This is a genomic window from Polyangium sp. 15x6, from assembly GCF_029960785.1.
Lineage (GTDB): Bacteria > Myxococcota_A > Polyangia > Polyangiales > Polyangiaceae > Polyangium.
On sequence record NZ_JASBQE010000012.1, the window covers coordinates 116,906 to 141,175 of the forward strand.

Annotated in this window: 18 protein-coding genes; 12 read left to right on the forward strand and 6 right to left on the reverse strand. The window is 69.2% G+C overall.

Annotated features, from left to right (window positions below):
- The first annotated feature begins 9 nt into the window (after positions 1 to 9).
- Together QHF83_RS11940 and ligA are read left to right on the forward strand one after the other, a co-directional pair.
- The gene (locus QHF83_RS11940) at positions 10 to 486 is read left to right on the forward strand and encodes an NUDIX hydrolase (protein ID WP_282417914.1); all 477 of its coding nucleotides are present in this window, start codon (positions 10 to 12) and stop codon (positions 484 to 486) included.
- Between the two features lie 30 nt (positions 487 to 516).
- Positions 517 to 2,481, forward strand: coding sequence for an NAD-dependent DNA ligase LigA (gene ligA / locus QHF83_RS11945; RefSeq protein ID WP_282417915.1), 1,965 nt, complete (start codon positions 517 to 519; stop codon positions 2,479 to 2,481).
- Between the two features lie 34 nt (positions 2,482 to 2,515).
- On the opposite strand, the gene QHF83_RS11950 is transcribed toward ligA, so the two are convergent.
- Positions 2,516 to 3,520 carry a DUF2804 domain-containing protein gene (locus QHF83_RS11950; protein ID WP_282417916.1) on the reverse strand — a complete coding sequence of 335 codons (1,005 nt, stop codon included), beginning with the start codon at positions 3,518 to 3,520 and terminating at the stop codon, positions 2,516 to 2,518.
- 92 nt (positions 3,521 to 3,612) lie between these two features.
- Here QHF83_RS11950 and pruA point away from each other — a divergent pair, with 92 nt between their 5' ends.
- Positions 3,613 to 5,244: an L-glutamate gamma-semialdehyde dehydrogenase gene (pruA, locus tag QHF83_RS11955; protein WP_282417917.1), complete on the forward strand. Its 1,632-nt coding sequence runs from the start codon at positions 3,613 to 3,615 to the stop codon at positions 5,242 to 5,244.
- Positions 5,245 to 5,260: 16 nt separating this feature from the next.
- Here pruA and QHF83_RS11960 read toward each other — a convergent pair whose 3' ends face one another.
- Positions 5,261 to 5,557, reverse strand: a complete 297-nt coding sequence (locus QHF83_RS11960; protein WP_282417918.1) for a hypothetical protein — start codon at positions 5,555 to 5,557, stop codon at positions 5,261 to 5,263.
- A 61-nt stretch (positions 5,558 to 5,618) separates the two neighbouring features.
- Here QHF83_RS11960 and QHF83_RS11965 point away from each other — a divergent pair, with 61 nt between their 5' ends.
- Positions 5,619 to 7,754, forward strand: coding sequence for a M3 family metallopeptidase (locus QHF83_RS11965; protein ID WP_282417919.1), 2,136 nt, complete (start codon positions 5,619 to 5,621; stop codon positions 7,752 to 7,754).
- A 34-nt stretch (positions 7,755 to 7,788) separates the two neighbouring features.
- On the opposite strand, the gene QHF83_RS11970 is transcribed toward QHF83_RS11965, so the two are convergent.
- From QHF83_RS11970 to QHF83_RS11980, 3 genes are all read right to left on the reverse strand, one after another.
- Complete coding sequence (locus QHF83_RS11970; protein WP_282417920.1) at positions 7,789 to 11,208, reverse strand: hypothetical protein; 3,420 nt, start codon at positions 11,206 to 11,208, stop codon at positions 7,789 to 7,791.
- A 136-nt stretch (positions 11,209 to 11,344) separates the two neighbouring features.
- Entirely contained in the window at positions 11,345 to 12,646 is a 1,302-nt protein-coding gene (locus QHF83_RS11975) for a serine/threonine-protein kinase (RefSeq protein ID WP_282417921.1), read from the reverse strand.
- Positions 12,643 to 13,875, reverse strand: a complete 1,233-nt coding sequence (locus QHF83_RS11980; protein WP_282417922.1) for an FHA domain-containing protein — start codon at positions 13,873 to 13,875, stop codon at positions 12,643 to 12,645. Before QHF83_RS11980 ends, QHF83_RS11975 begins: the two co-directional genes overlap by 4 nt.
- A gap of 73 nt (positions 13,876 to 13,948) precedes the next feature.
- On the opposite strand from QHF83_RS11980, the gene pilB reads away from it, so the two are divergent.
- The 7 genes from pilB to QHF83_RS12015 all read left to right on the forward strand — a co-directional run bounded on the left by pilB (position 13,949) and on the right by QHF83_RS12015 (position 21,855).
- A complete protein-coding gene (gene pilB, locus QHF83_RS11985; RefSeq protein WP_282417923.1) occupies positions 13,949 to 15,661 on the forward strand; it encodes a type IV-A pilus assembly ATPase PilB in 1,713 nt (570 codons plus the stop codon).
- A 2-nt stretch (positions 15,662 to 15,663) separates the two neighbouring features.
- A complete protein-coding gene (locus tag QHF83_RS11990; protein WP_282417924.1) occupies positions 15,664 to 16,782 on the forward strand; it encodes a type IV pilus twitching motility protein PilT in 1,119 nt (372 codons plus the stop codon).
- Between the two features lie 221 nt (positions 16,783 to 17,003).
- Complete coding sequence (gene lexA, locus QHF83_RS11995) at positions 17,004 to 17,666, forward strand: transcriptional repressor LexA (RefSeq protein WP_282417925.1); 663 nt, start codon at positions 17,004 to 17,006, stop codon at positions 17,664 to 17,666.
- Between the two features lie 213 nt (positions 17,667 to 17,879).
- Positions 17,880 to 18,161: a DUF4398 domain-containing protein gene (locus QHF83_RS12000; RefSeq protein ID WP_282417926.1), complete on the forward strand. Its 282-nt coding sequence runs from the start codon at positions 17,880 to 17,882 to the stop codon at positions 18,159 to 18,161.
- Entirely contained in the window at positions 18,158 to 19,366 is a 1,209-nt protein-coding gene (locus QHF83_RS12005; RefSeq protein WP_282417927.1) for an OmpA family protein, read from the forward strand. Before QHF83_RS12000 ends, QHF83_RS12005 begins: the two co-directional genes overlap by 4 nt.
- A 51-nt stretch (positions 19,367 to 19,417) precedes the next feature.
- On the forward strand, positions 19,418 to 21,193 hold the full coding sequence (locus QHF83_RS12010) for a hypothetical protein (RefSeq protein WP_282417928.1): 1,776 nt from the start codon (positions 19,418 to 19,420) through the stop codon (positions 21,191 to 21,193).
- 110 nt (positions 21,194 to 21,303) lie between these two features.
- Positions 21,304 to 21,855 (forward strand): hypothetical protein, encoded by a 552-nt coding sequence (locus QHF83_RS12015; protein WP_282417929.1) that lies wholly within the window; start codon positions 21,304 to 21,306, stop codon positions 21,853 to 21,855.
- Between the two features lie 97 nt (positions 21,856 to 21,952).
- Here the strand turns inward: QHF83_RS12015 and QHF83_RS12020 are convergent, their stop codons facing one another.
- The gene (locus tag QHF83_RS12020) at positions 21,953 to 22,309 is read right to left on the reverse strand and encodes a PilZ domain-containing protein (protein WP_282417930.1); all 357 of its coding nucleotides are present in this window, start codon (positions 22,307 to 22,309) and stop codon (positions 21,953 to 21,955) included.
- 241 nt (positions 22,310 to 22,550) lie between these two features.
- On the opposite strand from QHF83_RS12020, the gene QHF83_RS12025 reads away from it, so the two are divergent.
- Positions 22,551 to 24,131: a TIGR02266 family protein gene (locus QHF83_RS12025; RefSeq protein ID WP_282417931.1), complete on the forward strand. Its 1,581-nt coding sequence runs from the start codon at positions 22,551 to 22,553 to the stop codon at positions 24,129 to 24,131.
- The last annotated feature ends 139 nt before the right edge of the window (positions 24,132 to 24,270 follow it).

The window sequence follows — 24,270 nt, forward strand, 5'->3', positions numbered from 1 at the left end:
GCGCGCCCCATGGGGCCCCTCTCGTACCTGCCGCGGTCGGTGCTCGGCGTGGCGCAAGAGATCGTGCGCCACCTCCTCAAACGGCCCGTGGTCGGCGTGGCCGTGGCCGCCCGGACGGAGGACGGCAGGTGGCTGCTCGTGCGCCGCGCCGACACGGGGACCTGGGCGCTGCCCGGCGGGACGGTCGAGTGGGGCGAGACCTTGCGGACCACGGTCGTGCGGGAGCTCGACGAGGAGGCCGGGGTCGATGACGTGACGATCGGCCCGATGGTCGGCGTGTTCTCGCGGCCGGACCGGGACATCCGGTTTCACGCGGTGACGATCGTGGTGTCCGCGCGCGTGGGCGCGCCGAACCGGCCGCCGAAGAACCGGCTGGAGATTCGCGAGGCGCGGCTCTTCCGCGATGAGGAGCTGCCCGCGCCGCTGGCGATGGGGATGGACGACATGCTCGCCGCCGCGCGGCGCGGCGAGGTGGTGTTCGAGTGACGTTCGTAGCGACTTAGGGAGGACACGAGGATGACGCACCTGCACCACGGCTGGGACAAACAGCCGGATCCGGCCGTGCGAGCGCGGATCGACGAGCTCGCCGAGCGCATCGAGCGCTACCGCGCGAGCTACTACGCCGGCAAACCCGACATCTCGGACGCCGCCTACGACGCGCTCGAAGACGAGCTGCGTGATCTCGATCCGACGCACCCGGCGCTGGCGCGCGTCGGCTCCCCCGTGGCCGTGACCGAGTGGGAAAAAGCCCGGCACGAGATCCCCATGGGCTCGCTGAACAAGGTCGTGAACGAGGGCGAGCTCGAAGCCTGGGCCGCGCGCTGCGACGAGCTCGTCGTGAAGGAAGGCGGCAAGGCGATCTCCGACGATCTCTTCATCGCGGAGAAGCTCGACGGGATCTCGATCGAGGTGATCTACCGCGACGGCAAGTACGCCGACGCGATCACGCGCGGCGACGGGATCATGGGCGAGCGGATCTCGCCGAACGTGGCCCGCATGCGCGGCGTGCCGCAGAAGCTGAAGGAGAAGCTCACGCTCAGCGTGCGCGGCGAGATCATCCTCAAGCTGTCGGACATGAAGAAGTCGTTCCCGGGCGTGGCGAACCCGCGGAACGCCGCCGCGGGCACGTCGAAGCGCTTCGACGGCCAGGGCTGCGAGCACCTGACGGTGCTGTTCTACGACCTCGCCGATCACCTCGACGTCGCGACCGAGGAGCAGAAGATCACGTTCTTGCGCAAGCAGGGCTTCGGCACGCCGTGGACCGCGAAGGGCACGCTGAAGGACGTGCTCGGGATCTACCGGAAGTACTCGTCGGAGATCCGCGCGGGGCTCGACTACGAGATCGACGGGCTCGTGGTGCGCGCGAACTCGATCGCCGCGCAGACCGTGCTCGGCGAGCTGAACCGAAGGCCGCGCGGCGCGACTGCGTTCAAGTTCGCGTCGCAGGCGAAGGTGTCGAAGGTGGTGGAGATCCTCTGGGACACGGGGCCGAGCGGGCGCGTGACGCCCGTCGCGATCGTGGAGCCGGTGGAGCTCGCGGGCGCGACGGTGCAGCGCGCGAGCCTGCACAACGTGGGCAACGTGCGCGCGCTCGGGATCGGCGTGGGCGACGAGGTCCTGGTGTCGCGCCGGAACGACGTGATCCCGTACGTCGAGGAGGTGGTCGAGAAGGGCGGCAAGACGGAGCAGCCGCCGACGCGCTGCCGTCGTTGCTCGGCCGAGCTCGTGGCGAGCGGCGAGTACCTGCTCTGCCGCAACCAGGAGTGCCCCGCGCTCGTCGAGGGCCGGATCCACAACTGGATCGACGCGATCGGCGCGCTCGAGTGGGGCGACAAGCTGATCGAGCAGCTCGTCGAGGCGAAGCTCGTGAAGGAGCCGGGCGATCTCTACAAGCTGAAGCCGAAGCAGATCGCCGACCTCGAGAGGCGCGGCGACAAGATCGCGAAGAAGGTGCTCGACGAGCTCACGAGTCGGCTGCCGCTGACCTTGCCCGTGTTCCTGGCGGCGCTCGGCATCGAGGGTTTCGCGATCCAAACGGCGCGGCTGCTCGTGTCGTCGGGCTACACGACGATCGAAAAACTGCTCACGGCGACGGAGCAGGATCTCGCGGGGATCTCGGGGCTCGGTCCGATCAAGGCCGGCATGATCGTGCGCGGGCTCCAGGGTCGCAAAGCCGAGATCGAGCGGCTGATCGCGCAAGGCATCGTGCCCGTGACGCAGGAGCAGGAGGGGCCGCTCGCGGGGATGTCGTTCTGCTTCACGGGCGCGCTGAGCCGGCCGCGGGGCGAGCTGACGAACCTCGTGGAGGCGAACGGCGGGCGTGTGCTCTCGGGCGTGACGAAGGAGCTCAACTACCTCGTCAGCGCGGAGGCCGACTCGACGTCGAGCAAGGCGCAGAAGGCGAAGAAGTACGGGACGCAGCTCCTCGACGAAGCCGGCTTCTTCAAGCTCGTCCAAGGCAAGGGCGTGAAGGTCTCCTGACCTCGATCACGCCCCACGTCCCTTCCTGAACCCCTCACCAGTACGTGTCCTGATCCTCCGTGACCCCGGCGAGCCGCTCGACGCGGATCGGCTCGCGCCCCGGGACGAGGATGCGGCCCGAGAACTCCCCGGCGAGCTGAAGGAACCGCGAGCGAACGAGCCCGAGGTCATGCCGTTCGGCATGGAGGGCGCTCGGCGTGAAGTGGAGATCGACGCTGTCGTCGGGCGCGCGGACCTGCCAGCTCGATAGAGGTCGTTCGCGGTCAAACGAAATTCGGACGGCCGAGAGGGGCACGACCTCGCCGTCGATCCACACGACACACTCGCGATCGCCGACGAACCCCTCGGTGAGGTTCAACGCGATCGGTTTGCCCTCGGAGGTGCGGCCGAGGCCGAAGCCCCATCGCCACGCGGTGTGCCGCTCGAGCAGGCCCGCCGTGAAGTCGTACCCGGCGATCGCGCCGTCGAGCGAGAACTTCCGGCCCCCGGCGACGAGCGAGCCGGAGGCCGAGAGGAGCGCGCGTTTCTCCGTGGTCGAGAAGAGGCCCTCGCGGAGCGCAGCGACGACCCCGAGCGCAGGCGGCGCCTGTGTGGTGCCGAGCCGCGCCTGGAGTTCGAGGCCCTGCATGCGTACGTCAATGACGTAATCGCTCTGGCCGACGGGCCGCGAGACAGAGAGGTGGTTGCCTCCGAGGTGGTAGGAGGCGAGGCAGCCCTCGCCGCCGCTGTCGCCGATGAAGGCGCTGAACGGCGGGCCCTTGCTGGTCTCGTCGCAGAGGGTGCGGCCCTCGCGGCGATCCACGACGAAGGCGAAGGCGTTGGCGGCGTAGCCGAGGCGGATGATCGCGGCCGCGCAGATGAGCTCGTCGGACGCGAGGGCCACGTAAAACCAGCGTTTTTCGCGGCGCACGCGGGTGAGCGGGTTCTTCGCGGCGGCCCCGAAAACGACGGGCGGCAGCCCCCCGAGGTACGTGCCGAACCGGGGCCTCTGGGTGGTCGGGTCGAGGATCGCTTCGGGCGGAGTCCGGTGGATCTGCATCCACGGGAGAATAGCGAGCCCTGGGAAGACGGCACGGACCTCGGCACGGCACGGGAGCGCCATCGCGGATCGCAGTGGTAGACTCGCGCGCCATGCAGGCCGCGATCGTGAACACGCCCCATCCCGTCAACGAGCCGACGCGTTCTTATGCGCCCGGTACGGCCGAACGCGCGGAGCTCAAGGCCGCACTCGCGCGCATGTCCGGCGAGACGATCGAGATCCCGATGGTGATCGGGGCAAACAACGTCTTCTCGGGTCGCCTCACCGAGGTGCGCGCGCCGCACAAGCGGAGCCTGCTCCTCGCGCGCGCGCACGACGGAAATCGCGGCGACGTGGAGAAGGCGATCGAAGCCGCGCTCGGCGCGTCGAAGATGTGGAGCGAACTCCCGTGGACGGCGCGCGCGGCCGTGTTCTTGCGCGCGGCGGAGCTGCTCGCGACGCGGTACCGGCCGCTGCTCAACGCGGCGACGATGCTCGGGCAGAGCAAGACAGCGCATCAGGCCGAGATCGACGCGGCCTGCGAGCTCATCGATTTCCTGCGCTTCAACGTGGCCTACGCGCGGCAGATCGCGACGGAGCAGCCCGAGAGCTTGCCCGGGACGTGGAACGTGATGGAGCCGCGTCCGCTCGAAGGGTTCGTCTTCGCGGCGACGCCGTTCAACTTCACGGCCATCGCGGCGAACCTGCCCGCGGCGCCGGCGATCATGGGCAACACGGTCGTGTGGAAGCCGTCGCAGAACGCGCTGCTCTCGGCGCACTGGATCATGGCGCTCTTCCGAGAAGCGGGGCTGCCCGACGGCGTGATCAACCTCGTGATGGGAGATCCGGCGGAGGTGACGACGGCGGCCCTCGAGCACCCGAGCCTCGCGGGCGTGCACTTCACGGGCTCGACGCCGGTGTTCCGGTGGATGTGGCGCAAGATCGGCGAGAACATCGATCGGTACCGGACGTACCCGCGGCTCGTGGGCGAGACGGGCGGCAAGGATTTTGTGTTTGCCCACGCGAGCGCGGATCCGACGGCGCTCGCGGTCGCGCTCGTGCGCGGCGCATTCGAGTACCAAGGTCAAAAGTGCTCGGCGGCGTCACGCGCGTACGTGCCGAAGTCGATGTGGCCGGCGCTGAAGGAGCGGATCGTGGAGCTCACGCGGATGATCCGCGTCGGCGACGTCGCGGACTTCCGGAACTTCATGGGCGCGGTGATCGACGGTCGCGCCTACGCGCGGATCACGAGCGCGGTGGAGGAGGCGCGGAAGGGCGGGCGCGCGCGACTCATCTGCGGCGGCGAGTGGAGCGATGCCGAGGGCTTCTTCATCGAGCCGACGGTGATGGAGACCGACGACCCGAAGCACACGTTGATGGAGACGGAGCTCTTCGGCCCGGTGCTGACGGTGTGGCCGTACGAGGACGCCAAGGTGGACGAGGCGCTCGCGCTCTGCGACGAGACGAGCCCGTACGCTCTGACGGGCGCGGTGTTCGCCCGCGATCGGGTGTTCATCGAGAAGGCGAGCAAGGCGCTCAGGCGCGCAGCCGGCAACTTCTACGTGAACGACAAGCCCACGGGCGCCGTGGTCGGACAGCAGCCGTTCGGCGGCGGGCGCGCCTCGGGGACGAACGACAAGGCAGGCAGCGTGCTGAACCTGCTGCGCTGGACGTCGCCGCGCGTGATCAAAGAGAACTTCGAGCCGCCGCGCGCGGTGCCCTATCCGTTCCAGTCCGAGCCGTGAAGCGCGTCGCGCCGCGTCACTGCGGCGTGGCCTGACAAGCGCCGCCCTCGATGGCGAGGCACACGCCCTTCTCGTCCTCGTAGTACGAGGCTTGCTCTTCGTAACAGTCGGCCTGGGTGGAGATGGACGCGGCGTAGGCGGAGTCTTCGGCCGCGAGCTCGACGCACGTCGACGTGCAGAGCGACTCGCTCGCGCCGGGCTGGCAGAGCGCGTTTTTCTCGCAAATGACGGCGCAACTGTCCTCGGGTGAACGGTCGCCGCAGCCGGAGATCACGAAGGTCAGGAGAAGGGCGAAGAGAGTCGAACGGCGCATGCGTCGAGGATAACGCAGGCGGGTTTTGGCAGAGCGCGCCGAATGGTATACGGGCGCTCCGATGCGTACCCCGAGCTTCGCCCTGGTCTCGCTCGCTCTCACCCTCCTCGCCTGCGGTGGCTCGACGCCCGAGCCCGTGACGCCCCCGAACACGGACGCGGAGACGGCGAAGACGAGCCCCGTCGCGACGATAGAGAAACCCGCGGATCCGCCGCCCGCGCCCGCCGCCAAGTCCGCGTTCGATCCGGTGGCGATCGCCATGACGCCGGACGGCGCGCGCAAGCTCTGCGATGAGCACCTCGCCAAGGCGAAGGGCCTCGTCGACGACATCAAGGCGTTGAAAGGCGCGCCGGCGGACAAGCTCACGTTCGCGTCGACGGTGGGTCGCTTCGACGACGTGATCCTCGAGCTCGCGAGCGCCGGAGAGTTCCCGTACCTGATGGGCGTGGCGCACCCGGAGGCGGCGGTGCGCGAGGCGGCGAAGGGTTGCGAGCCGAAGACGGACGCGTTCCAGACGTCGCTGTGGCTCGACGCGGACGTGGCCGCGGTGATCCAGGCTTACGCGAAGAAGGGCGAGAAGCTCGAAGGCGAGCGCGCGCGGCTGCTCGCCGACGTGCTGCGTGATTTCCGGCGCAACGGGCTCGAGCTCCCCGCGGAGAAGCAGGCGCGGCTGCGCGAGCTCAACGCCGAGATCACGAAGAAGGGCCAGGAGTTCATGTCGAACATCGGCGCCTCGACGGAGTGGATCGAGGTCGATGCGAAGGAGCTCGAAGGCTTGCCGAAGGAGTACGTCGCGAGCCACAAGCCGAACGACAAGCAGAAGGTCCGCATCTCGACGGACTACCCGGACTACTTCCCGTTCATCACGTACGCGAAGAATCGCAAGCTCGCGCTCGAGCTCTACGTGAAGTTCACGAACCGCGGCGGGAAGCAGAACGTGCGGCTGCTCGAGGAGCTGCTCGCGCGGAGGACCGAGAAGGCGAAGCTGCTCGGCTACGAGACCTGGGCGGACTACGCGATCGAGCCGCGCATGGCGAAGAGCCGGAAGAACGTGCGCGAGTTCCTCGACAACCTCTCGGCCGCGCTGAAGGACCCGGTGAAGGGCGAGCTCGAGGAGCTGCGCAAGGAGCACGTGCGGCTCGGTGGAAAGAAGACGGATGTCCTCTATCCGGGGGATCGGTACTACCTCGAGGACAAGGTCCGGAAGGCCAAGTACAACTTCGACTCGCAGGCGCTCGCCGAGTACTTCGAGATCGGCGCGGTGAAGAAGGGCCTGCTCGACATCACCGCGCGGATGTACGGGCTCGAGTACCGCGAGGTGCCGGCCGCGGCGTGGCACCCGGACGTGACGGCGTACGAGGTGTGGTCGAAGGGCGAGAAGATCGGGAAGTTCTACCTCGATCTCTACGCGCGGGCCGACAAGTACAAGCACGCGGCGATGTTCGGCGTGCGCACGGCCAAGCGCCTGTCCGACGGGACGTGGCAGCAGCCGATGGCCGCGCTCGTGTGCAACTTCCCGAAGTCGGAAGGCGGCCAGCCGGGTCTGATGTCGCACGAGGAGGTGACGACGTTCTTCCACGAGTTCGGCCACGTGCTGCACCAGCTGCTCACGCGCTCGGAGCTCGCGACGTACTCGGGCTCGAACGCGGTGCGCGACTTCGTGGAGGCGCCGTCGCAGATGTTCGAGGAGTGGGCGTGGTCGCGCGAGGTGCTCGACACGTTCGCGCGGCACTACAAGACGGGCGAGAAGATCCCGGACGCGCTGTTCACGGCGATGACGAAGGCGCGCACGTTCGGGCTCGCGCTCGCGACGCAACGTCAGCTCTTCCTCGCGTCGCTGGACCAGGAGCTCCACGCCCGCGCGACGCCGTTCGACACGACGAAGGTCGTGGAGGAGGTGCAAGGCAAGGTCGACGTGTTCCCGTACGTGAAGGGGACGCACTTCCAGTCGAGCTTCGGTCACCTCATCGGCTACGACGCCGGCTACTACGGCTACCAGTGGGCGCTGAGCCTCTCGCGTGACGTGCTGACGCGCTTCCGCAAAGAGGGCCTGCTCAACACGGCGACGGCCGAGGCCTGGAGGACCGAAGTGCTGTCGAAGGGCGGCGGCGAGGACGAGCGGACGATGATCTCGCGCTTCCTCGGCCGCGCCCCGAGCCACGACGCGTACTTCGCGTACCTCAAGGGCAAGGAGTGACGCGAACGGGGGGCGCGCCTCGCGCCCCCCACCGCTAAGGCTGTACCGAGATCCCCATCGCCTCGCGCAGCGTGGCGTGCGCCTCGGAGACCGTGAATCCAAGCAGATCGGCGATCTTCGTCTCGGCGTCGAGCGCGCCGCGCGGCTCGGCCCGGAGCAGCGTCGCGACCACGTCGAGGCTGCCGCAGAGCAGGTAACCCGCGCGCGTCGCGCATCGCTCCACGGCCGCGGCCCAGCGCGGTAGGTCGGGACGAACGCTCGCGGCGGCGAACGCGGAGACGGCTTCTTCCAGCGCCTTGCGTTGCTCCTCGTCGAGGTGCGCTTCGAAGTGCGGCTTGAACGCGAGCACCACGTCGCGGACCTTCGCGGGAATCGGCTCGTTCGGCAGCGCGATCGCGATGGCGGTGACGAAACACGCGCTGAGCTCTTCGAGCGACGGATAGAAGAGCAGGAGCCGGTGATGGCCCACGTGGTACGTGAGGTGCCGGCCCACGAGGAACGCGAGCTCCGCGAGCGTGCGGCCGCGCAGCGCATGCTGGCCCGCGAGGACCGTGGCGTCCGCCGCGGGGATGGCCACGAGGCTCACGGCGGCGTCCTCGCGCACGTACACGTCGGGCGGCGTCACGCCGAAGAAATGGCTGCCCCAGGCGAACGAGCGGACGATCGAGATCGTGCTGCGCTGGAGGTCCTGCTTCTGGGAAGGATCCAGCGCCGGGAGCCTTCCTTCGCTTCCGAGCTGTTCGAGCCGCGCGGCGATCGCGGCGCCCGCGATCGCTTCGAGCACGCCTTCGGTGAGCGTGTCCCTTCGCTCGTCCCGCAAGAGATCCCAGCCCTCGGTGGGCATCGCGCTCAGGAAGCGCGGCACGCCGTTCGGCTTGTGCTCGTCGTAGAGGAAGCGCTCGCGCGACTCGGCGATGTTGAGGTGCGCGGTGACCACCGAGGCCGCGAACGCGACGTCCGGCTGCCGGAGCTTCTGCGCGACGTCGAAGATGTCGTGCATGGTCTGGGCGCGCTGCGGATCGAGCTTCGCCGCGTCGCGCAGGTGGACGAGCGCGCGCTCGTGCCGGCCGATCGTGCGGGCGAGGTCCGCGACGACGAGGTGGCCGCCGAGATCGTCGGGCCGCTCGTCGACCGAGCGCTCGAAGTAGGCGAGCGCGACGAGCGGATCCTCCAGGTGATCACGGAAGAGGAGCCCGAGGCGCCGCCCGATCTCCCACGCCGCGCGGCGCCGCGCTTCGCCCTGCGGCAGCCGATCGAGGCGGGAAAGCGCGCGCCGGTAGATCGCTTCGAGCTGGCTCCACTCCTGTCGCTCCGAGAGGATGCGCGCGAGGGTGTCGAGCGGCTCGAGCATGCTGGAGTCGCTGTCGATCGCGAGCTCGAGCATCTCGATCGCGAGCTCCTCGCGGCCGATGTCCTGGCAATAGGTCGCGAGCTCGAGATACGTCGCGGCGCGATCCCGCGGGACCGGCGTGAGCTCCGCGATGCGGCGGCGGGTCTCGATCGCCTTGTCGATCTCGCTCGCGTGCTCGTACAGGCGACGGAGCTTGCCGAGCACCACGAGGTCCTCGGGGCGGATGTCGCGGGCGCGCTCGAACGACGAGCGCGCGCGTGCGGAATCGGAGCCGATGCTCTCCCAGCGCTCGCCGAACTCCATCAGGTGCTCGAAGCGCTCGGTCGCGCTCGTGAGCGTCGCGAGCAGGCGCTCCTCGGCGGCGTGGACGGCGCGGAAATCACGCTCGGCCACGTTGAGCACGACGAGCGCTTCGAGCGCGGGGCGGTACTCGGGGCGGAGCGTGAGCGCCTTGTCGAGGTTCGAGATCGCCTCCTTGCGCTTCTCCTGGCTCCACTTCGCGGTCGCGAGGCGAACGTAGAGCTCGGCGCGCTCCTCGGTGTCGCCGGGCGCGAGATGGCCGAGCGCCTTTCGGTACTCGGCGAGCGCGCCTTCGTGATCCTTCGTGGCGAGCATCGCGTCGCCGGCGTCGCGATGCTGCACCGCGGGCGATGTCTCCACCGCCGGCGGCGTCTCGGGCGCAGGCGACGCGTTCGGCGTCGTGCTCGGCGCGGCCGGCGGCGAGGACGCGCGGGGCGACGGGACCGTGGTCGCCGAGGGCTCGGGGATCGCCGGGACCACAGTGATGCGCGGCGCGGGCGCTGGCGTGATCTCTTCGGCTTGCGGGCTTGGCGTCGTCGCTGGCGCGACCGACGGAGGCGAAGGCTCCTGGATGATGACGCGAGGGACCGACGCTTCGGGGCGCGTGAACGATCGATCCTCGGGCAACGTCGTCGCCGCGTACGCCGCAGAGGGCTCGCTCGCCTGGAGGATCGGCGCAGGCTCGGGCGCGATCTCCGGCGCGGGCTCGGGCGCGATCTCAGGCGCGGGCTCGGGCGCGATCTCAGGCGCGGGCTCGGCTGCGATTTCAGGCTCGGGCTCAGCAGCAACCTCGGGCGCGGGCTCGGGCGCTTTGGCCTCGGGCGAGGTCGAGCTCGGCATGATGCGCGAGCGCAACGTCGTCGCGGGCCCGCGTTCACCGAACGCGGCATCGTCGAGCACGACGTCCACGCTCGACGGCATGTTCTCCGGCGAGATCTCCCGGAGCGGCGGCGGATCGATGGCCTCCACGCGCACGGAGCGCGCGAGCGGCCTGCCGAGAGATCCGAGCAGCACCTCGGCCGCCTCCGATTCGAGCGTCACCTCTTCGAGGCGCTCGTCGAGCGCCTCCGCGTCGAGCGTCGCGGGCGCGTCCGCCATCGCCGGCACCCCCGCGTCCTTCCAGATCGCCGTTCCGACAGGCACCTGGATGAGCGCGAACGGCGTCCAGCCACGCGCGTGCGCGAAGCACGGCACCACGCCGACGAGCCCTTCCTTGATGCGCTCGTAGAGCATTCGCGCGAGCAGGCCGGTCTCCGCGTCCGCGTCGTCGAACGCGTTGATGAGCGCGCGCGTGAACGGCGACGGCCGCTCCTCGATGGCGGGCGACGAGGGACGCGCCGCGATGAGCAGCTCGATCCCGCTGCGCTGCGGGCTCACAGCGTCCTTCGCAGCAGCGACCACGGTCGCGCTGCGGAACGGATCGGCGGGCGCGGGCGCGTGGCGGCACTCGAGCACGAAGAGCACGGGCCCCGACACATGATCCTGGAAGACGGCGACCACGTCCGCGAGCGCGTCTCCAGTCTGCGGGTTCTCGGGATCGAGGCAGAGGAAGAACTCGCCGTCGACCGAGACCGCGACGGGGCTCGAGACGTAGAAGAGGATCTCGTCCTCCGGGCCCGGCTTGCGCTCTTCGAAGAGCGTGTCGAGCTGCTCGGCGAGATCCACGTGCGGATCGATGTCCACCACCTCGAACGCCGTGTCTTCCAGAGGGAGACGCGAGCGGAGGATGTCGCCGTCGAGCGCGCCCGGCGGAGCGCGCATGTCGGAGAGAAGCGAGGGCGTCGCGACGATCGCCAAACGCATCAGGCTGCTCCCGGGCCGCGGGCCTTCATCGAAGCAGGCAATCTATCAGGCCTCGGGCGCGGAGAGCGCGCCGAACGACAAGCCCTCGTGGGCCAGGCGCTTCCGGTATCCTGGGCCGCACCGGCGACGGAGAGGCTCACGAGTCGTTCGCCCGCGCCATGGGCAGACGCCCGACCAGCTCCGCCCCGTTCGCTGGGCGGCGGTCGTCCGCGCCGATGCATGTGTCGGCGACGGCGCGCCACCGCGCGGCCTCTTCCTTAGCGAGCCCCCGCTCCCCGAGCCTGTGGAGCACGTCTTCGATCACGCGGCCATAGCCGTACACGTCGTCGCGCGGGTCGCTCGCTCGGCCGGCGATACGTTCGGGTGAGACGTAGCCGGCGCTGCCTCCGTCCCCGCGGGCGCCGAGCGGACGTGCGATGCCGAAGTCGCCGAGCAAGGGTTCACCCGTGTCCCGGAGGAGCACGTTCGCCGGCTTGACGTCCGCGTGGACGAACCCCCCCGCGTGGAGCCGCGCGAGCGCCCGGGCGAGCGGGAGCGCCCAGCGCTCGATCGGGACGAGCGCCGAGAGATCCCCCCGCGCGAGCACGTCGCGCACCGACCCCCGCGGGATCCACTCGAGGGCGAGCCACCCTTCCTCTGGATCCGCGTCGAGCACGCGGATCACGCCGGGTCCGCGCATCCGATCGGCGAGCCTCGCCTCGCGCTCGAGGTGCTCTCGGTCGCGACCACGCCGATGGTAGACCTTGAACGCGAGGCGCCGGCCGAGGAGCTCGTCCTCGGCTTCGTAGACGGTCCCCGCGCCGCCGCGCGCGACCTCGCGCAAGAGCCGAAACGGTGCGCGCGCGCCGGCATCCGTCACCACCGTGGCCTCGTCGAGCCGACGCGCCGGGCCGGGCGCCGCGCCGAGCGCCGCGCGCCACCGCGTGTGCCGCTCCCGCGCGCCCGGCGTGTCGATGCTCCGCGCGAGCACGCGCTCGATCGTGCCGAGCGCCCGCGGGAGCTGGCCGAGCGAGGCGTGCAGATCCGCCGCGAGCAAGAGCGCCGGCGTGCTCGACACGTTCGCCAGCGCTTCGAGCGCGCCCTTCTCGTCGCCGCGCGCCGCGAGGATGTCCGCGCACGCGAGCCGCACGGCCTCCGGCACCGCGTGATCTTCGGCGGCTTCGAGCACGCGCGCCGCGGCCTCGGCCTCGCGCACCGTCCCGCGCGCCTTGCGCAGGAGCAGGATCGCTTGCTCCTCGCTCGGGCCATCCGGCGCGCCCACGCGCGCGAGCTGCGCGAGCTCGGCGGACGCTTCGTCGACCACGGGACGGGCACGTGCGCCGCGCGTCTCTTCGACGGCGGGACTCTCGCGCTCGTCCGCGCCGCGCAGGGCCTCCTCGCCCGCGGCCTCGTCGCTCTCGCCGAAGAGCCGCCCCTTGATCCTCCGCCACAAGCTCACGCGCCGCTCCCGCTCCCTTCGCGGCCTCCCGCGCCCACGCGCAGCACCACGGGCCCGCCGCGGCTCGCGCGGATCTCGTCGCCCGCGCAGAGCTCGACCTCCGCGGCGAGCTCGAACTCGCCCAGGATTGGCCGCGGCGCCCCGCTCGGCGTCTGCAGCACCACGAACCCGCTGTCGCCGTGCACCACCCGATCGACGTGCAGCGCGCCCACGACGAGCGGACCGAGCGGCGCGAGGAAACGCGTCCCAGCGACCGTCACGATCACGCCCTCCGGCGCGAGCTCGCGCTCGGGCGACGCCGTCGGCCGTTCGATCCCGCACGGCACCTCGCCGCCGAGGTCCAGGCGGATCCCCTGACCCACCGGGATCGCTCCCTGGATCCGCGCGCCGGCGAGCATCGTCCCGTTCCGCGTATCGAGATCTTCCACGAAGATATCGCTCCCCTCGCGTCGGAAGCGCAGGTGCGTGCGGCTCACCGCCCGCGCGCCGACGAGGATCGTCGCTTCGCCGCGTCCGATCGTCACCTCCTCGCCGAGCGCCACCCGGAAGAGTTTTCCGCTGATCTCCAGATCGACGAGCGGACCCGTCGCGAGGCGCGCGCGGATCGCGCGAGCAGCGTCGGCGACCACGTCGTCGTCTCGCTCGGCGAGCGCGGCCCGCGCGACCTCGAGCGCGGCGCGGCGCTCGGCGGTCCTGTCGAGATCGGCCAGGCGCCTGCGCACGTCCGTCACCTCGCGGACCTTGCGCGACTCGGCGTGCGAGACCTTGAGGCGCTCTTCGAGCTTCTCGATCGCGCCCATCTCCGTGAGCACGCGGATCTCCGACTCGGCGTCCCCGAGCTCCGCGTAGACCTCGGCCGCGCGTTCGAGCTGCCCTGCACCTTCGAGATCGCGGGCGACACGCCCGAGTTCGCTCTTCAGCGAGACCCCGCCGCGGGCGCGGATCACGTCGAGCGTGAGCAGCGCCTTGCGGCCGAGCGCGCGCTTCTGGATCTCCTCGTTCTTCGCGGTCCGCGCGGCGACGTCGCAGAACGCGATCCGTTGCTCGACCGATCCTTCGGCATCGGCGCGCAAGAGCAGCACGCGCGCCGCGTCGTCCGGCATCTCCGCCTCGACGTACAGCGCGGCCGCGGAAGCAAGGTCACCGGCGAGCTCCCGGGCGCGCGCCTCTTTTGCTCGTCGGCCCTCGCCCCACCCCAGGAAGCGATCGAAGAGACCCACTACCGGCATGGTAGCGCGGCTCGGAAGCGCTGGGCGAGACCTGTTGACTCTCCCCTTCCCTCCGCGGACCATCGGAGGCTCGATGTCCAACTTCACGACCGGTCAGACCCGCCTGGGCGAGCTGCTCGTCCGCGAGAAGCTCATCAGCCTGCAGCAGCTCCGCCAGGCGCAGGAAGAGCAACGGAAGAGCGGAACCAACCTCGGCCAGGTGCTCACGAAGCTCGGCTATCTGTCCGACGACGACATCGCGAGCTTCCTCGCCACGCAGTACGGCGTCCCCGTCGCCGACCTCGACGGCACGGAGTTCGATCCCGAGGTCCTGAAGCTCGTCCCGCGCGAGGTCTGCGAGAAGCAGAAGATCATCCCGCTGTTCCGGTCGGGCACCTCGCTCGTCGTGGCCATGGCGGATCCCACGAACCTCCACGCGATCGACGACATCAAGTTCCTCACGGGCTCCATCGTCGAGCCGCGCGTCGCCTCCGAGGGCGCGATCACCCAGGCCATCGAGCGCGCCTACTCCGCCGGCCCCTCGTACGACGAGATGCTCGCCGAGTTCGGCGACGAGCAGGTCGACTTCACCGTCGACACCGAGGACGTCAACGTCCTCGAGCTCGAGAAGGCGGCCGAGGGCGCGCCGGTCGTCAGGCTCGTGAACGCGATCCTCCTCAACGCCATCAAGAAGGGCGCGAGCGACATCCACATCGAGCCGTACGAGAAGAAGCTCCGCGTCCGGTACCGCATCGACGGCGTGCTCGTGGAGGAGATGCAGCCTCCGATGAAGCTCAAGAACGCGATCGCGAGCCGGCTCAAGATCATGAGCTCGCTCGACATCGCGGAGCGCCGCTTGCCGCAGGACGGCCGCATCAAGCTCAAGCTCGGCAAGGGCAAGGAGATGGACTTCCGCGTCTCCGTCTGCCCGACGATCTGGGGCGAGAAGATCGTCATGCGCCTCCTCGACAAGTCGAACCTGCAGCTCGACATGACGAAGCTCGGGTTCGACAAGAGGCCGCTCGATGACTTCCAGTGGGCGATCAACCAGCCCTGGGGCATGGTCCTCGTCACGGGCCCCACGGGCTCCGGCAAGACCACGACGCTCTACTCCGCGCTGAGCGAGCTCAACCAGATCGAGACGAACATCAGCACCGCCGAAGATCCCGTCGAGTACAACCTCCACGGCATCAACCAGGTGCAGATGCAGGACTCCATCGGCCTGAACTTCGCGGCCGCCCTGCGCTCCTTCCTGCGCCAGGACCCGGATATCATCATGGTCGGCGAGATCCGCGACTTCGAGACCGCCGAGATCTCGGTCAAGGCCGCGCTCACGGGCCACATGGTGCTCTCGACGCTGCACACGAACGACGCGCCGTCGACGATCTCGCGCCTGCTCAACATGGGCATCGAGCCCTTCCTCATCACGGCGAGCGTGAACCTCGTCCTCGCGCAGCGCCTCGCGCGGAAGAACTGCGCCGACTGCAAACAGCCGTACAAGGTCGATCCGCGCCAGCTCGCCGACTTCGGCTTCACGCCCGAGCAGATGAAGACCGCCAAGCTCATGAAGGGCGCGGGCTGCAAGACGTGCAACGGCTCGGGCTACAAGGGCCGCGTCGCGCTCTACGAGGTCATGCGCTTCACGGACAACCTGAAGGAGCTCGTCCTCCAGGGCGCCTCGACGGCGGAGCTCAAGACGGCCGCGATCAAGAGCGGGATGATGACCCTGCGCATGGCGGGCATCGAGAAGGTGATGCAGGGCATGACGACGACCGAGGAGGTCGGTCGCGTCACGATGGGAGACTAGCCATGACCGCGGAGACGCCGGGGCGCGAGCCCCTCCGTTACACGATCCAGCAGCTCCTCAAGGTCATGGTCGACAAGGGGGCGAGCGACATGCACATCACGCGTGGCTCGCCTCCGCTGCTCCGCATCGACGGCTCGGTCGTCCCGCTCAAGCTCCCGCCGCTCTCCGACGAGGACACGAAGGAGCTCTGCTACTCGGTCCTCAGCGAGGAGCAGAAGATCACCTTCGAGAAGAAGAACGAGCTCGACCTCTCGTTCGGCCTCTCGAGCATCTCGCGCTTCCGCGCCAACATCTTCATGCAGCGCGGCGCCGTCGCGGGCGCGTTCCGCCAGATCCCCTTCAAGATCCTGAGCTTCGACGATCTCGGCTTGCCGCCCGTCGCCGCCGAGATCGCCAACAAGCCACGCGGCCTCGTCCTCGTCACGGGACCTACCGGCTCCGGCAAGAGCACCACGCTCGCGAGCATCATCGACAAGATCAACTCCGAGCAGCGCCTGCACATCATCACGGTCGAGGACCCGATCGAGTACATCCACAACCACAAGCTCTCGGTCGTGAACCAGCGCGAGGTCGGCGCCGACACGTCGTCGTTCAAGGACGCGCTCAAGTACATCCTGCGCCAGGATCCGGACGTCGTGCTCGTCGGCGAGATGCGTGATCTCGAGACCATCGAGGCGGCGCTGACGATCGCCGAGACGGGCCACCTCGTCTTCGCCACGCTGCACACGAACAGCGCGGTCTCCTCGATCAACCGCATCATCGACGTCTTCCCCGCGCACCAGCAGTCGCAGGTCCGCGCGCAGCTCAGCTTCACGCTCGCCGCGGTCATGACGCAGCAGCTCGTCCCCAAGATCGGCGGAGGCCGCGCGCTCGCGATCGAGGCCATGGTGCCGAACGCGGCCATCCGGAACCTCATCCGCGAGGACAAGCTCCACCAGATCTACTCGCAGATGCAGGTGGGCCAGGCGGGCAGCGGCATGCAGACGATGAACCAGTGCCTCCACGGCCTCTACCAGCGCCGCTTGATCTCGCTCGAGGACGCGCTCGCGCACGCCGGTGACATCGAGGAGCTGCGCGCCATGATCGAAGGGCGCAACGCCCGCCGCGGCCCAGCGACCTAGTCCCGAGGGGGACGCCTCGCGTCCCCCTCTCGGCCAGGCGGAGCCCGGCCGATTCACCCCCCGAGGCGAGCTCGCTTCGCGACCTCGCAGAGGACCGACGGCGTCGCTCCTCTGCGACCCCGGTGGATCCAGCCTCCCGCGCAAGTCCCCGAATCCCTCCCGTAAGAAACAAAGCAGGAGTTTTGACACCCCACCGCCCGTTCAGTAGGGTAGGCGCCGCGATGCAAGGGCTCACCGAGCGCCAACAGCAGGTTCTGCATTACATCCGCCAGTCCATCAACGAGCGGGGGTATCCGCCCACGCTGCGAGAGATCGGCGCGCACATGGGCATTCGCTCCACGAACGGGGTGAACGACCATCTGCGCGCGCTCGAGCGGAAGGGGTACTTGACGCGGGAGGACATGAAGAGCCGCGCCTTGCGGCCGAAGGACATGTCGGCCGCGAACGCCCGATCGGACGAGCCGCTCTCGATGCCCGAGGCGCCCGAGGACGACCTCGTCGAGGTCCCGGTCGTCGGCCGGATCGCCGCGGGTCTGCCCCTCCTCGCCGAGGAGCACGTCATCGACACGGTCCGCATCGATCGGATGCTCGTGCGTGGCGGCCGCGAGATCTTCGGCTTGAAGGTCACGGGCGACTCGATGATCGAGGCCGGCATCCTGAACGGCGACTACATCTTCGTGCGCCGCCAGCCCACGGCGCAGCGTGGCGAGATCGTGGTGGCGCTCATCGGGGACGAGGCGACGGTCAAGTACTACTTCCCCGAGAAGGACTACGTCCGGTTCCAGCCGGCGAACTCGAAGATGGCCCCGATCCTCGTACGGGCCTCGGACTTCAAGCCGACGATGCTGCTCGGCGTCGTGGTCTCGGTATTCCGCCGACTTTGACCGCATCCCGCGTGTCACACCACCGTTGACGCGCGGCGCGCACGCTTGATAGCGTCCCGGACACGGATGGGAGCGACGGATCGGTTCCGTCGTCGCTCCAGAAAGAACGCGATCGTGAAGGCGCACGTGCGGCGGTTCCGAATCGGGGTTTGGGGCGGAGGGCGCCGAGAGGCGACCCAGAGCCCCAGGCGTCTAGCTGGGGTGCTGGCAGCGGTGGGAGGCCTCCTCCTCACCGGCGCGACCGGCTGTGGTGGATCGATCTACGCGATCACCTCGAGCAGCGCTTCCTCGAAGCTCGAGACGGCGGAGGCGCTCGGCGCCGAGCGCTACGCGCCCTACGAGTTCTGGTACGCGAAAGAGCACCTTCACAAGGCCATGGAAGAGGCCTCGACCGCTGATTACGGCGACGCGATCAAGTTCGCGAGCACGGCGGAAGAGTACGCCGACAAGGCCATCGTTCTCGCGAAGCAGGCGCACGAGGGATCGGGCCGATGAAGAGCACGCGCGGCGCTACCAAGATGCAGAAGCCGGCTCGTCGGCCGGCGGATCGTTCGTACGGGCGCTGGGCGCTGCCGGCGCTCGTCGTCATGGCGATCGGGCAGGCCTCGTGCTCGCAGGTCTCCGTCATGCGCGGCGACATCGAGGGCCTCACGAAGGTCGCGGGGCAGGCCGAGCGCAACGGCGCGATCCGCTGCGCGCCGCGCGAGCTCGCGACGGCGAAGAGCCACCTCACGTTCGCGGAGACGGAGCTCGATCAGGGCTTCCTTTTCAAGGCGAAGGCGCACCTCGACATCGCGCGCGCGAACGCGCACGCGGCCTATGATCTCTCGCCGCCGCAGAAGTGCGCCGAGCGTGGCTTCGTCGAGGACGAGCCGCCGCCGCCGCCTCCCCCGCCGCCGCCTCCCGGAGATTGCGACGGCGATGGGTACCTCGATCCGCAGGACACGAAGTGCCCGTGCGAGGCCGAGACGTGGAACGGCGTGCAGGACGAGGACGGCTGCCCCGACGATCCGGACACGGACGGCGACGGCCTGCCGAATTCGAAGGACAGCTGCGTCCTCGTGCCGGAGGACAAGGACGGCTACCTCGACGACGACGGCTGCCCCGAGCTCGACAACGACCTCGACACGATCCTCGACGACGTGGACAAGGATCCGTCGACGGGCAAGAGCTGCGCGAACGAGCCCGAGGATCCGGACGGGTACGAGGATGTCGACGGCTGCCCCGAGCCGGACAACGACAAGGACACGGTCCCCGATCTCGAGGACCAGTGCCCGAACGAGCCGGGCGTGGTGGGCGGCGACAAGCCTGGGTGCCCGAAGAAGCCCTCTCTCGTCATCGTGACGGAGAAGGAGATCAAGATCACCCAGCAGATCCACTTCGAGTTCGACAAGGACAAGATCAAGCCGGACAGCTTCGCGATCCTCGACGCTGTCGCGCAGGTCCTTCAGGACAACCCGAAGATCAAGATCGAGATCCAGGGCCACACGGACAACAAGGGTTCGGCCGTGTACAACAAGAAGCTCTCGGATCGCCGCGCTGCGGCCGTTTTGAAGTATCTCGTCGCGAAGGGCATCGAGCCGAGCCGGCTCACATCGCACGGCTACGGTATGGAAGTGCCCATCGTTCCGAACACGACCGATCAAAATCGCGCGCTCAATCGACGCGTGCAATTTGTCCGGACCGAAGGTCAGAAGTAAAACCTCGGTACCGAGCCCTCCCCCATCGCTCCTCCCGGAGGACAGACCGCCGTGTATCTTCGTCCGTTTGGGTCGTTCGCTGCCTTTGCGCTCTCCGCCGTTCTCGTGGGTGGCCTTTGTGGTTATCCGAGCACGGCCTTCGCGGCAGGCGAGAAGGACAAAGAGGCCCTCAAGCTCCACGACCAGGCGATGGACGAGGACTACCTCGCCGTCGAGTTCGACAAGGCCGAGAAGAAGCTCAAGGACGCGCTCAAGAAGTGCGGCGACGATGGTTGCAGCCCAAAGGTTTTAGGCAAGCTGCACATCGCGCTCGGCACGGTTTATGGCGGTTCGAACAAGCTCGACAAGGCCAAGGAAGAGTTCATCGAGGCCCTCAAGGCCGACCCTTCCGCCGCGCTGATCGAGTCGCTCACCACGCCCGAGCTGACGAAGGCCTTCGAGGAGGCCAAGAAGCAGGCGAAGCCGAGCAAGCCCACCGGCCCGTCGAAGCCCCCGCCGAGCAGCGAGGACGGCGGCGAGGACGGCGGCGACAAGCCCGGCGGGGATCTCGAGCACACGCCGATCCCGGAGCAGGCGGTCAACACGCCCGTGCCCGTGTACATCGAGATCGGCGACGACATCACGGTCGAGAAGGCGACGCTGCGGTACAAGCCGTTCGGCGCCTCGAAGTGGACCTCGCTCGAGATGCAGCGCGTCGGCAAGGGCTGGGGCGCCGAGATTCCGTGCGCGGACGTCACCACGACGGGCGACGTCAAGTACTACATCGTCGTCACGGACGACGGCGGCGAGCAGCTCAAGGCGGGCTCGCAGAAGGATCCGTACCGCGTTGCGATCAAGCGCGAGATCGAGGGCGACGAGCCCTCGCTCCCGGGCAAGAAGCCCCCGCGGCAGTGCAAGGCGAAGGAAGACTGTCCGCCGGGCCTGCCGGGCTGCGAGAAGACCTCCAAGGAGGAGAAGCGCGGCGAGAAGGGCTGGGGCGCGACCTGCGAGGCCGATCAAGAGTGCCAGGCCGGGCTCATCTGCCAGAACGGCCAGTGCGAAGAGGGCAAGCGCGAGGACGGCGATACCGGCCCCGAGCCCGCTGGCAAGGGCAAGAAGAACATCATCGGGCTCGGCGGTCAGCTCGACCTGATGCTGATCAGCAGCGCCGAGAACGTCTGCTCCGGCGATAACGACACGTACTACTGTTTCCACGCCGGCACGACCGATCGCTTCTTCGGCGATCCGATCTCGGCGACGGGAACGAACGGCATCCAGGGCGGCTTCGGGCTCGCCGGCGGCCGGGCGTTCGCCTCGTACGATCGCGAGCTCGCCAAGCTCGGCGCCGGCTCGATCGGCGCAGGCCTCCGCTTCGGCATTGCGTTCGGCGGGCATCCCTCGTCCGATCAGCAGCCGCCGAACCCGCTCCACCCCGAGATGGTCAACTTCCCGCCCATCCACGGCGAGCTGCGCGCCTGGTACTCGTTCGGCGGCAGCCAGTTCGAGCAGGGCAAGGTCCGTCCGTTCGGCTTCCTCGGCGTCGGCCTCGCGAAGGTCTCGTCGTCCGTGCCCGTCACCGTCTGCGACCGGCTCCAGAAGAACGGCGAGGACGCGATCGCGCCGGAGGACGATGACGCGCAGTGCCCGGGCACGGGCAACCGGTCGGCCGTTCAGCGCGAGCTCGATGCGTACCAGATCTCGGGCCTCAACTTCATCTCGGTCGGCGGCGGCGCGACCTACGCCATCACGCCGAACTTCGGCGTGACCGCCGAGATCAAGGCGATGTTCATGCTGACCACGTTCGCCGTGGTCATCGCGCCCTCCCTCGGCCCCGTCTTCGCCTTCTGATTTCGTCCACGTCGACCGACGTGCGACCCGACTCTTCCACGAAAATTCGTCCGTACACCAACGATCTTCGACGCGCTGCGACCTTCGTCGGCGAGCGCTAGAAGATCACGGTGAGCTACGAGAGGTTCCAGATCGAGGTGATCGAGCTCGGCAGCCGCGGAGTTCCGCTCACCGTGGCCAACGTGGTCGCGCACCTGCGGACACCGCCCGCGCGCGTGCAGCGCGAGCTCGACAGGATGGCTCGCGAGGGGCTGGTCGATCTGGAGGTCGACGAGAACGAGGGTTTCGTCGTCTACCGCGTCCGCGGCCTCTCCACGACCGCGCCGCGCGCGCGCAGGCGCGAGGCAAGGCCGATGCAGGTCGCTCGCCCCGCGCCCATGACGTACGTGCAGCAGAGCCCGCTCACGGTGACGCGGAAGAGCGTGACGCTCGCGGTCGTGCTCGGCGCGCTCGTCCCCGGGATCGGCCTCGCGTACGCCGCGCCGCTGCGCGTGGTGCTCGCCGCGTCGCTCCTCGTGATGTTGTTCGGGCGGGTGCTCGGCGCGAGCTTGATCTTCGCGCCTCTGTTCTGGGTGTTCACGGTCGGCGTGTCCGCGCTCTTCGGCGGTCTCTACGCCATCCGCTACAACCAGGAAGGGCACCGCGCGCGGCTGCTCTCCTGAACGTCGAAGCGATCGCGCGAAGCTCCACGCCGGCGCTCGCGTCGTTCACGCGCCGCCTCGAAGTCCTCGCGTGCCGCGTGAAGCTCGACGCGCGTAGCTACGAGAGGATCTGGAACAACGACAGCAGCGTGCCTGCGTCGTGATGCTCGAAGCGGATGCCGGCCCGCGTGCGACGACCGCCGGGCGTGCCGCGGCGGATCCAGGCGACGGTGCCGTTCAAGCGGAGCGGGTCCCAGAGCGACGGCGTCGTCACTTCGAGGGTGACGGACGTATCGGGGGTGAGCTCATTTCCCGGGCTGGTCGAATTGTCACGCTCGAGGACCTCGATGCCGGCGCCGCCGAGGCCGAGATCCCGGATGGTGACGCCGCGGGCGCGGCCCTCCTGGTCGAGGAGGGTGGCCTCGAGCTCCATGCGCTTTCGTCCGTGCGCGCGGAAGTGGTCCCGAACGGACATGCGGAAATGATATCTCTATCGTAGAGGCGACACATGCGCGGCGCGCTCGATCCGCGGGATCGGCGAGCGAGCCCGAGCGTGCGGGCGTCTCTGGGCAAACGAGGGCACGGAAAGTTTCCGGCCGGAGGCCGTTACAACGTAGTTGGGTTTGTGCGCGACCTCAAGGTAACATCCGCGCCGCTGCTCGCGCCGGGGCGACCCGGAGCGACCCTTCGTTGATCGAGATGGGAGCTCTACCCTGATGGCTGAGGACACTCGTAAGGACCCGCGGGCGAAGGTGCTCTCGATGACCGTGCGCTACAAGAGCGCCACCGTCGACGAGTTCATCGAGAACCATTCACATGACGTGAGCAAGGGCGGCATCTTCATCAAGACGTCGTCGCCCTTCCCCCCCGGGACGCTGCTCAAGTTCGAGATCCGCATCCAGGAGGAGAAGTCCGTGCTCAGCGGCGTGGGCCGCGTCGTCTGGAAGCGCGATTCGGATCAGTCGACGGACGAGTCGCCCGGCGGCATGGGCGTGAAGTTCATCAAGATCGACGACGACTCGAAGGCGATGATCCAGCGCCTCGTCGACAACCAGAAGGGTGGCCCGAACGCGTACGACGCGGGCAAACCCGAAGGCTCGAGCGACGACGGCGACGGCGCAGCGACCCCTGCGCCCACGGCGGCCGCGGCGAAGGCCGGTCCGCGCGCGTCGACGATGCTCGGGCTCGGCGCGGTCGGCGCTGCGGCGAAGGCCGCGGGCAAGCCGACGACGGGCGCCGACGAGAAGAAGAGCGACTCGAGCGGCGGCGGCGGGTTCTTCCCGTCCACGACGCCCGAGCAGGACATGCCGCCGCCGGAGGAGCGCACGGTGATGCGCCAGGCCGCGGAGCTCCTGAAGCAAGCGCTCGCGGGCACGGGCAGCTCGCTCGACGACGTGAGCGGCGGCAAGATCGAGCTCGCCAAGGAAACGCCGAAGGCCGAGGAGAAGAAGGCCGAGGAGAAGAAGGCCGAGCCCAAGGTCGAGGAGAAGAAGGCCGAGGAGCCCAAGGCCGAAGCGAAGGCCGAGGAGCCCAAGGCCGAAGAGCCCAAGGCCGAGGAGAAGGTCGAGGAGCCCAAGGCCGAGGAGAAGGCCGAAGAGCCCAAGGCCGAAGCGAAGGCCGAGGAGCCCGAGGCCGAGGAGAAGAAGGCCGACTCCGAGAAGCCGGTCTCGAAGAAGCCCGAGAGCAAGGCCGGGGCGACGAAGAAGAGCGACGGCGACGATCGCCGCGAGGCGAAGACCGTCGACGTGCGCGGCACGAAGGCGAAGGCAGGCGAAGGCAAGAGCGGCGGCGCGAAGCCCAAGGCGGCCGCGGCGAAGGCGGCGCCTCCGCCCCCCGAGCCCGTCGAGGAGAGCAGCGGCGGTGGTGGCCGCATCTTGACGATCCTGCTCATCGCGGCGGCGATCGGCGGTGGTCTCTTCCTCGCGCTCGGCCAGAGCAAGAACGAGACGCCGCCCGCGCCCACCCCGCAGGTCCAGCCGACGGTCAAGCCCGAGGTCAAGGCGGCGCCGACGCCCGCCCCGACCCCGGAGGTCGTGCCTGCAGCCTCGGCGTCGGCCGCGCCGGAGCCTGCGTCCTCGGCGAACGCGGCGCCTACCACGACGGCGAGCGCAGCGGCGCCCACCGCGACGGCGGCGCCCACCGCGGAGCCGAAGACCGAGCCCAAGGCCGAGCCGAAGACCGAGCCCAAGGCCGAGCCGAAGACCGAGCCCAAGCCCGCCGCGACGCCGGCCGAGGAGAAGCCGAAGCCGGCCCCGGCCGCGCCCAAGCCCCCCTCGGGCGGCGACGACTACGAGTGATCCGCCGCGGGCGGCTGCGATCCGGCCGCCCGCGCTTCGCTCGACCTCCTCCCCTCTCTTCCCCGCCCGCTTCCTCCTCATGACCGCCACGCGCGCTTCGCAGCGCGGGCGGATGCGTCGTGTCCATCTGTTAAACCCG

Coding starts and splice junctions, on each gene's coding strand:
- QHF83_RS11940 (WP_282417914.1), top strand. CDS start 10: ATGGGGCCCCTCTCGTACCTGCCGCGGTCGGTGCTCGGCGTGGCGCAA.
- ligA (WP_282417915.1), top strand. CDS start 517: ATGACGCACCTGCACCACGGCTGGGACAAACAGCCGGATCCGGCCGTG.
- QHF83_RS11950 (WP_282417916.1), bottom strand. CDS start 3,520: ATGCAGATCCACCGGACTCCGCCCGAAGCGATCCTCGACCCGACCACC.
- pruA (WP_282417917.1), top strand. CDS start 3,613: ATGCAGGCCGCGATCGTGAACACGCCCCATCCCGTCAACGAGCCGACG.
- QHF83_RS11960 (WP_282417918.1), bottom strand. CDS start 5,557: ATGCGCCGTTCGACTCTCTTCGCCCTTCTCCTGACCTTCGTGATCTCC.
- QHF83_RS11965 (WP_282417919.1), top strand. CDS start 5,619: ATGCGTACCCCGAGCTTCGCCCTGGTCTCGCTCGCTCTCACCCTCCTC.
- QHF83_RS11970 (WP_282417920.1), bottom strand. CDS start 11,208: ATGCGTTTGGCGATCGTCGCGACGCCCTCGCTTCTCTCCGACATGCGC.
- QHF83_RS11980 (WP_282417922.1), bottom strand. CDS start 13,875: ATGCCGGTAGTGGGTCTCTTCGATCGCTTCCTGGGGTGGGGCGAGGGC.
- pilB (WP_282417923.1), top strand. CDS start 13,949: ATGTCCAACTTCACGACCGGTCAGACCCGCCTGGGCGAGCTGCTCGTC.
- QHF83_RS11990 (WP_282417924.1), top strand. CDS start 15,664: ATGACCGCGGAGACGCCGGGGCGCGAGCCCCTCCGTTACACGATCCAG.
- lexA (WP_282417925.1), top strand. CDS start 17,004: ATGCAAGGGCTCACCGAGCGCCAACAGCAGGTTCTGCATTACATCCGC.
- QHF83_RS12005 (WP_282417927.1), top strand. CDS start 18,158: ATGAAGAGCACGCGCGGCGCTACCAAGATGCAGAAGCCGGCTCGTCGG.
- QHF83_RS12020 (WP_282417930.1), bottom strand. CDS start 22,309: ATGTCCGTTCGGGACCACTTCCGCGCGCACGGACGAAAGCGCATGGAG.
- QHF83_RS12025 (WP_282417931.1), top strand. CDS start 22,551: ATGGCTGAGGACACTCGTAAGGACCCGCGGGCGAAGGTGCTCTCGATG.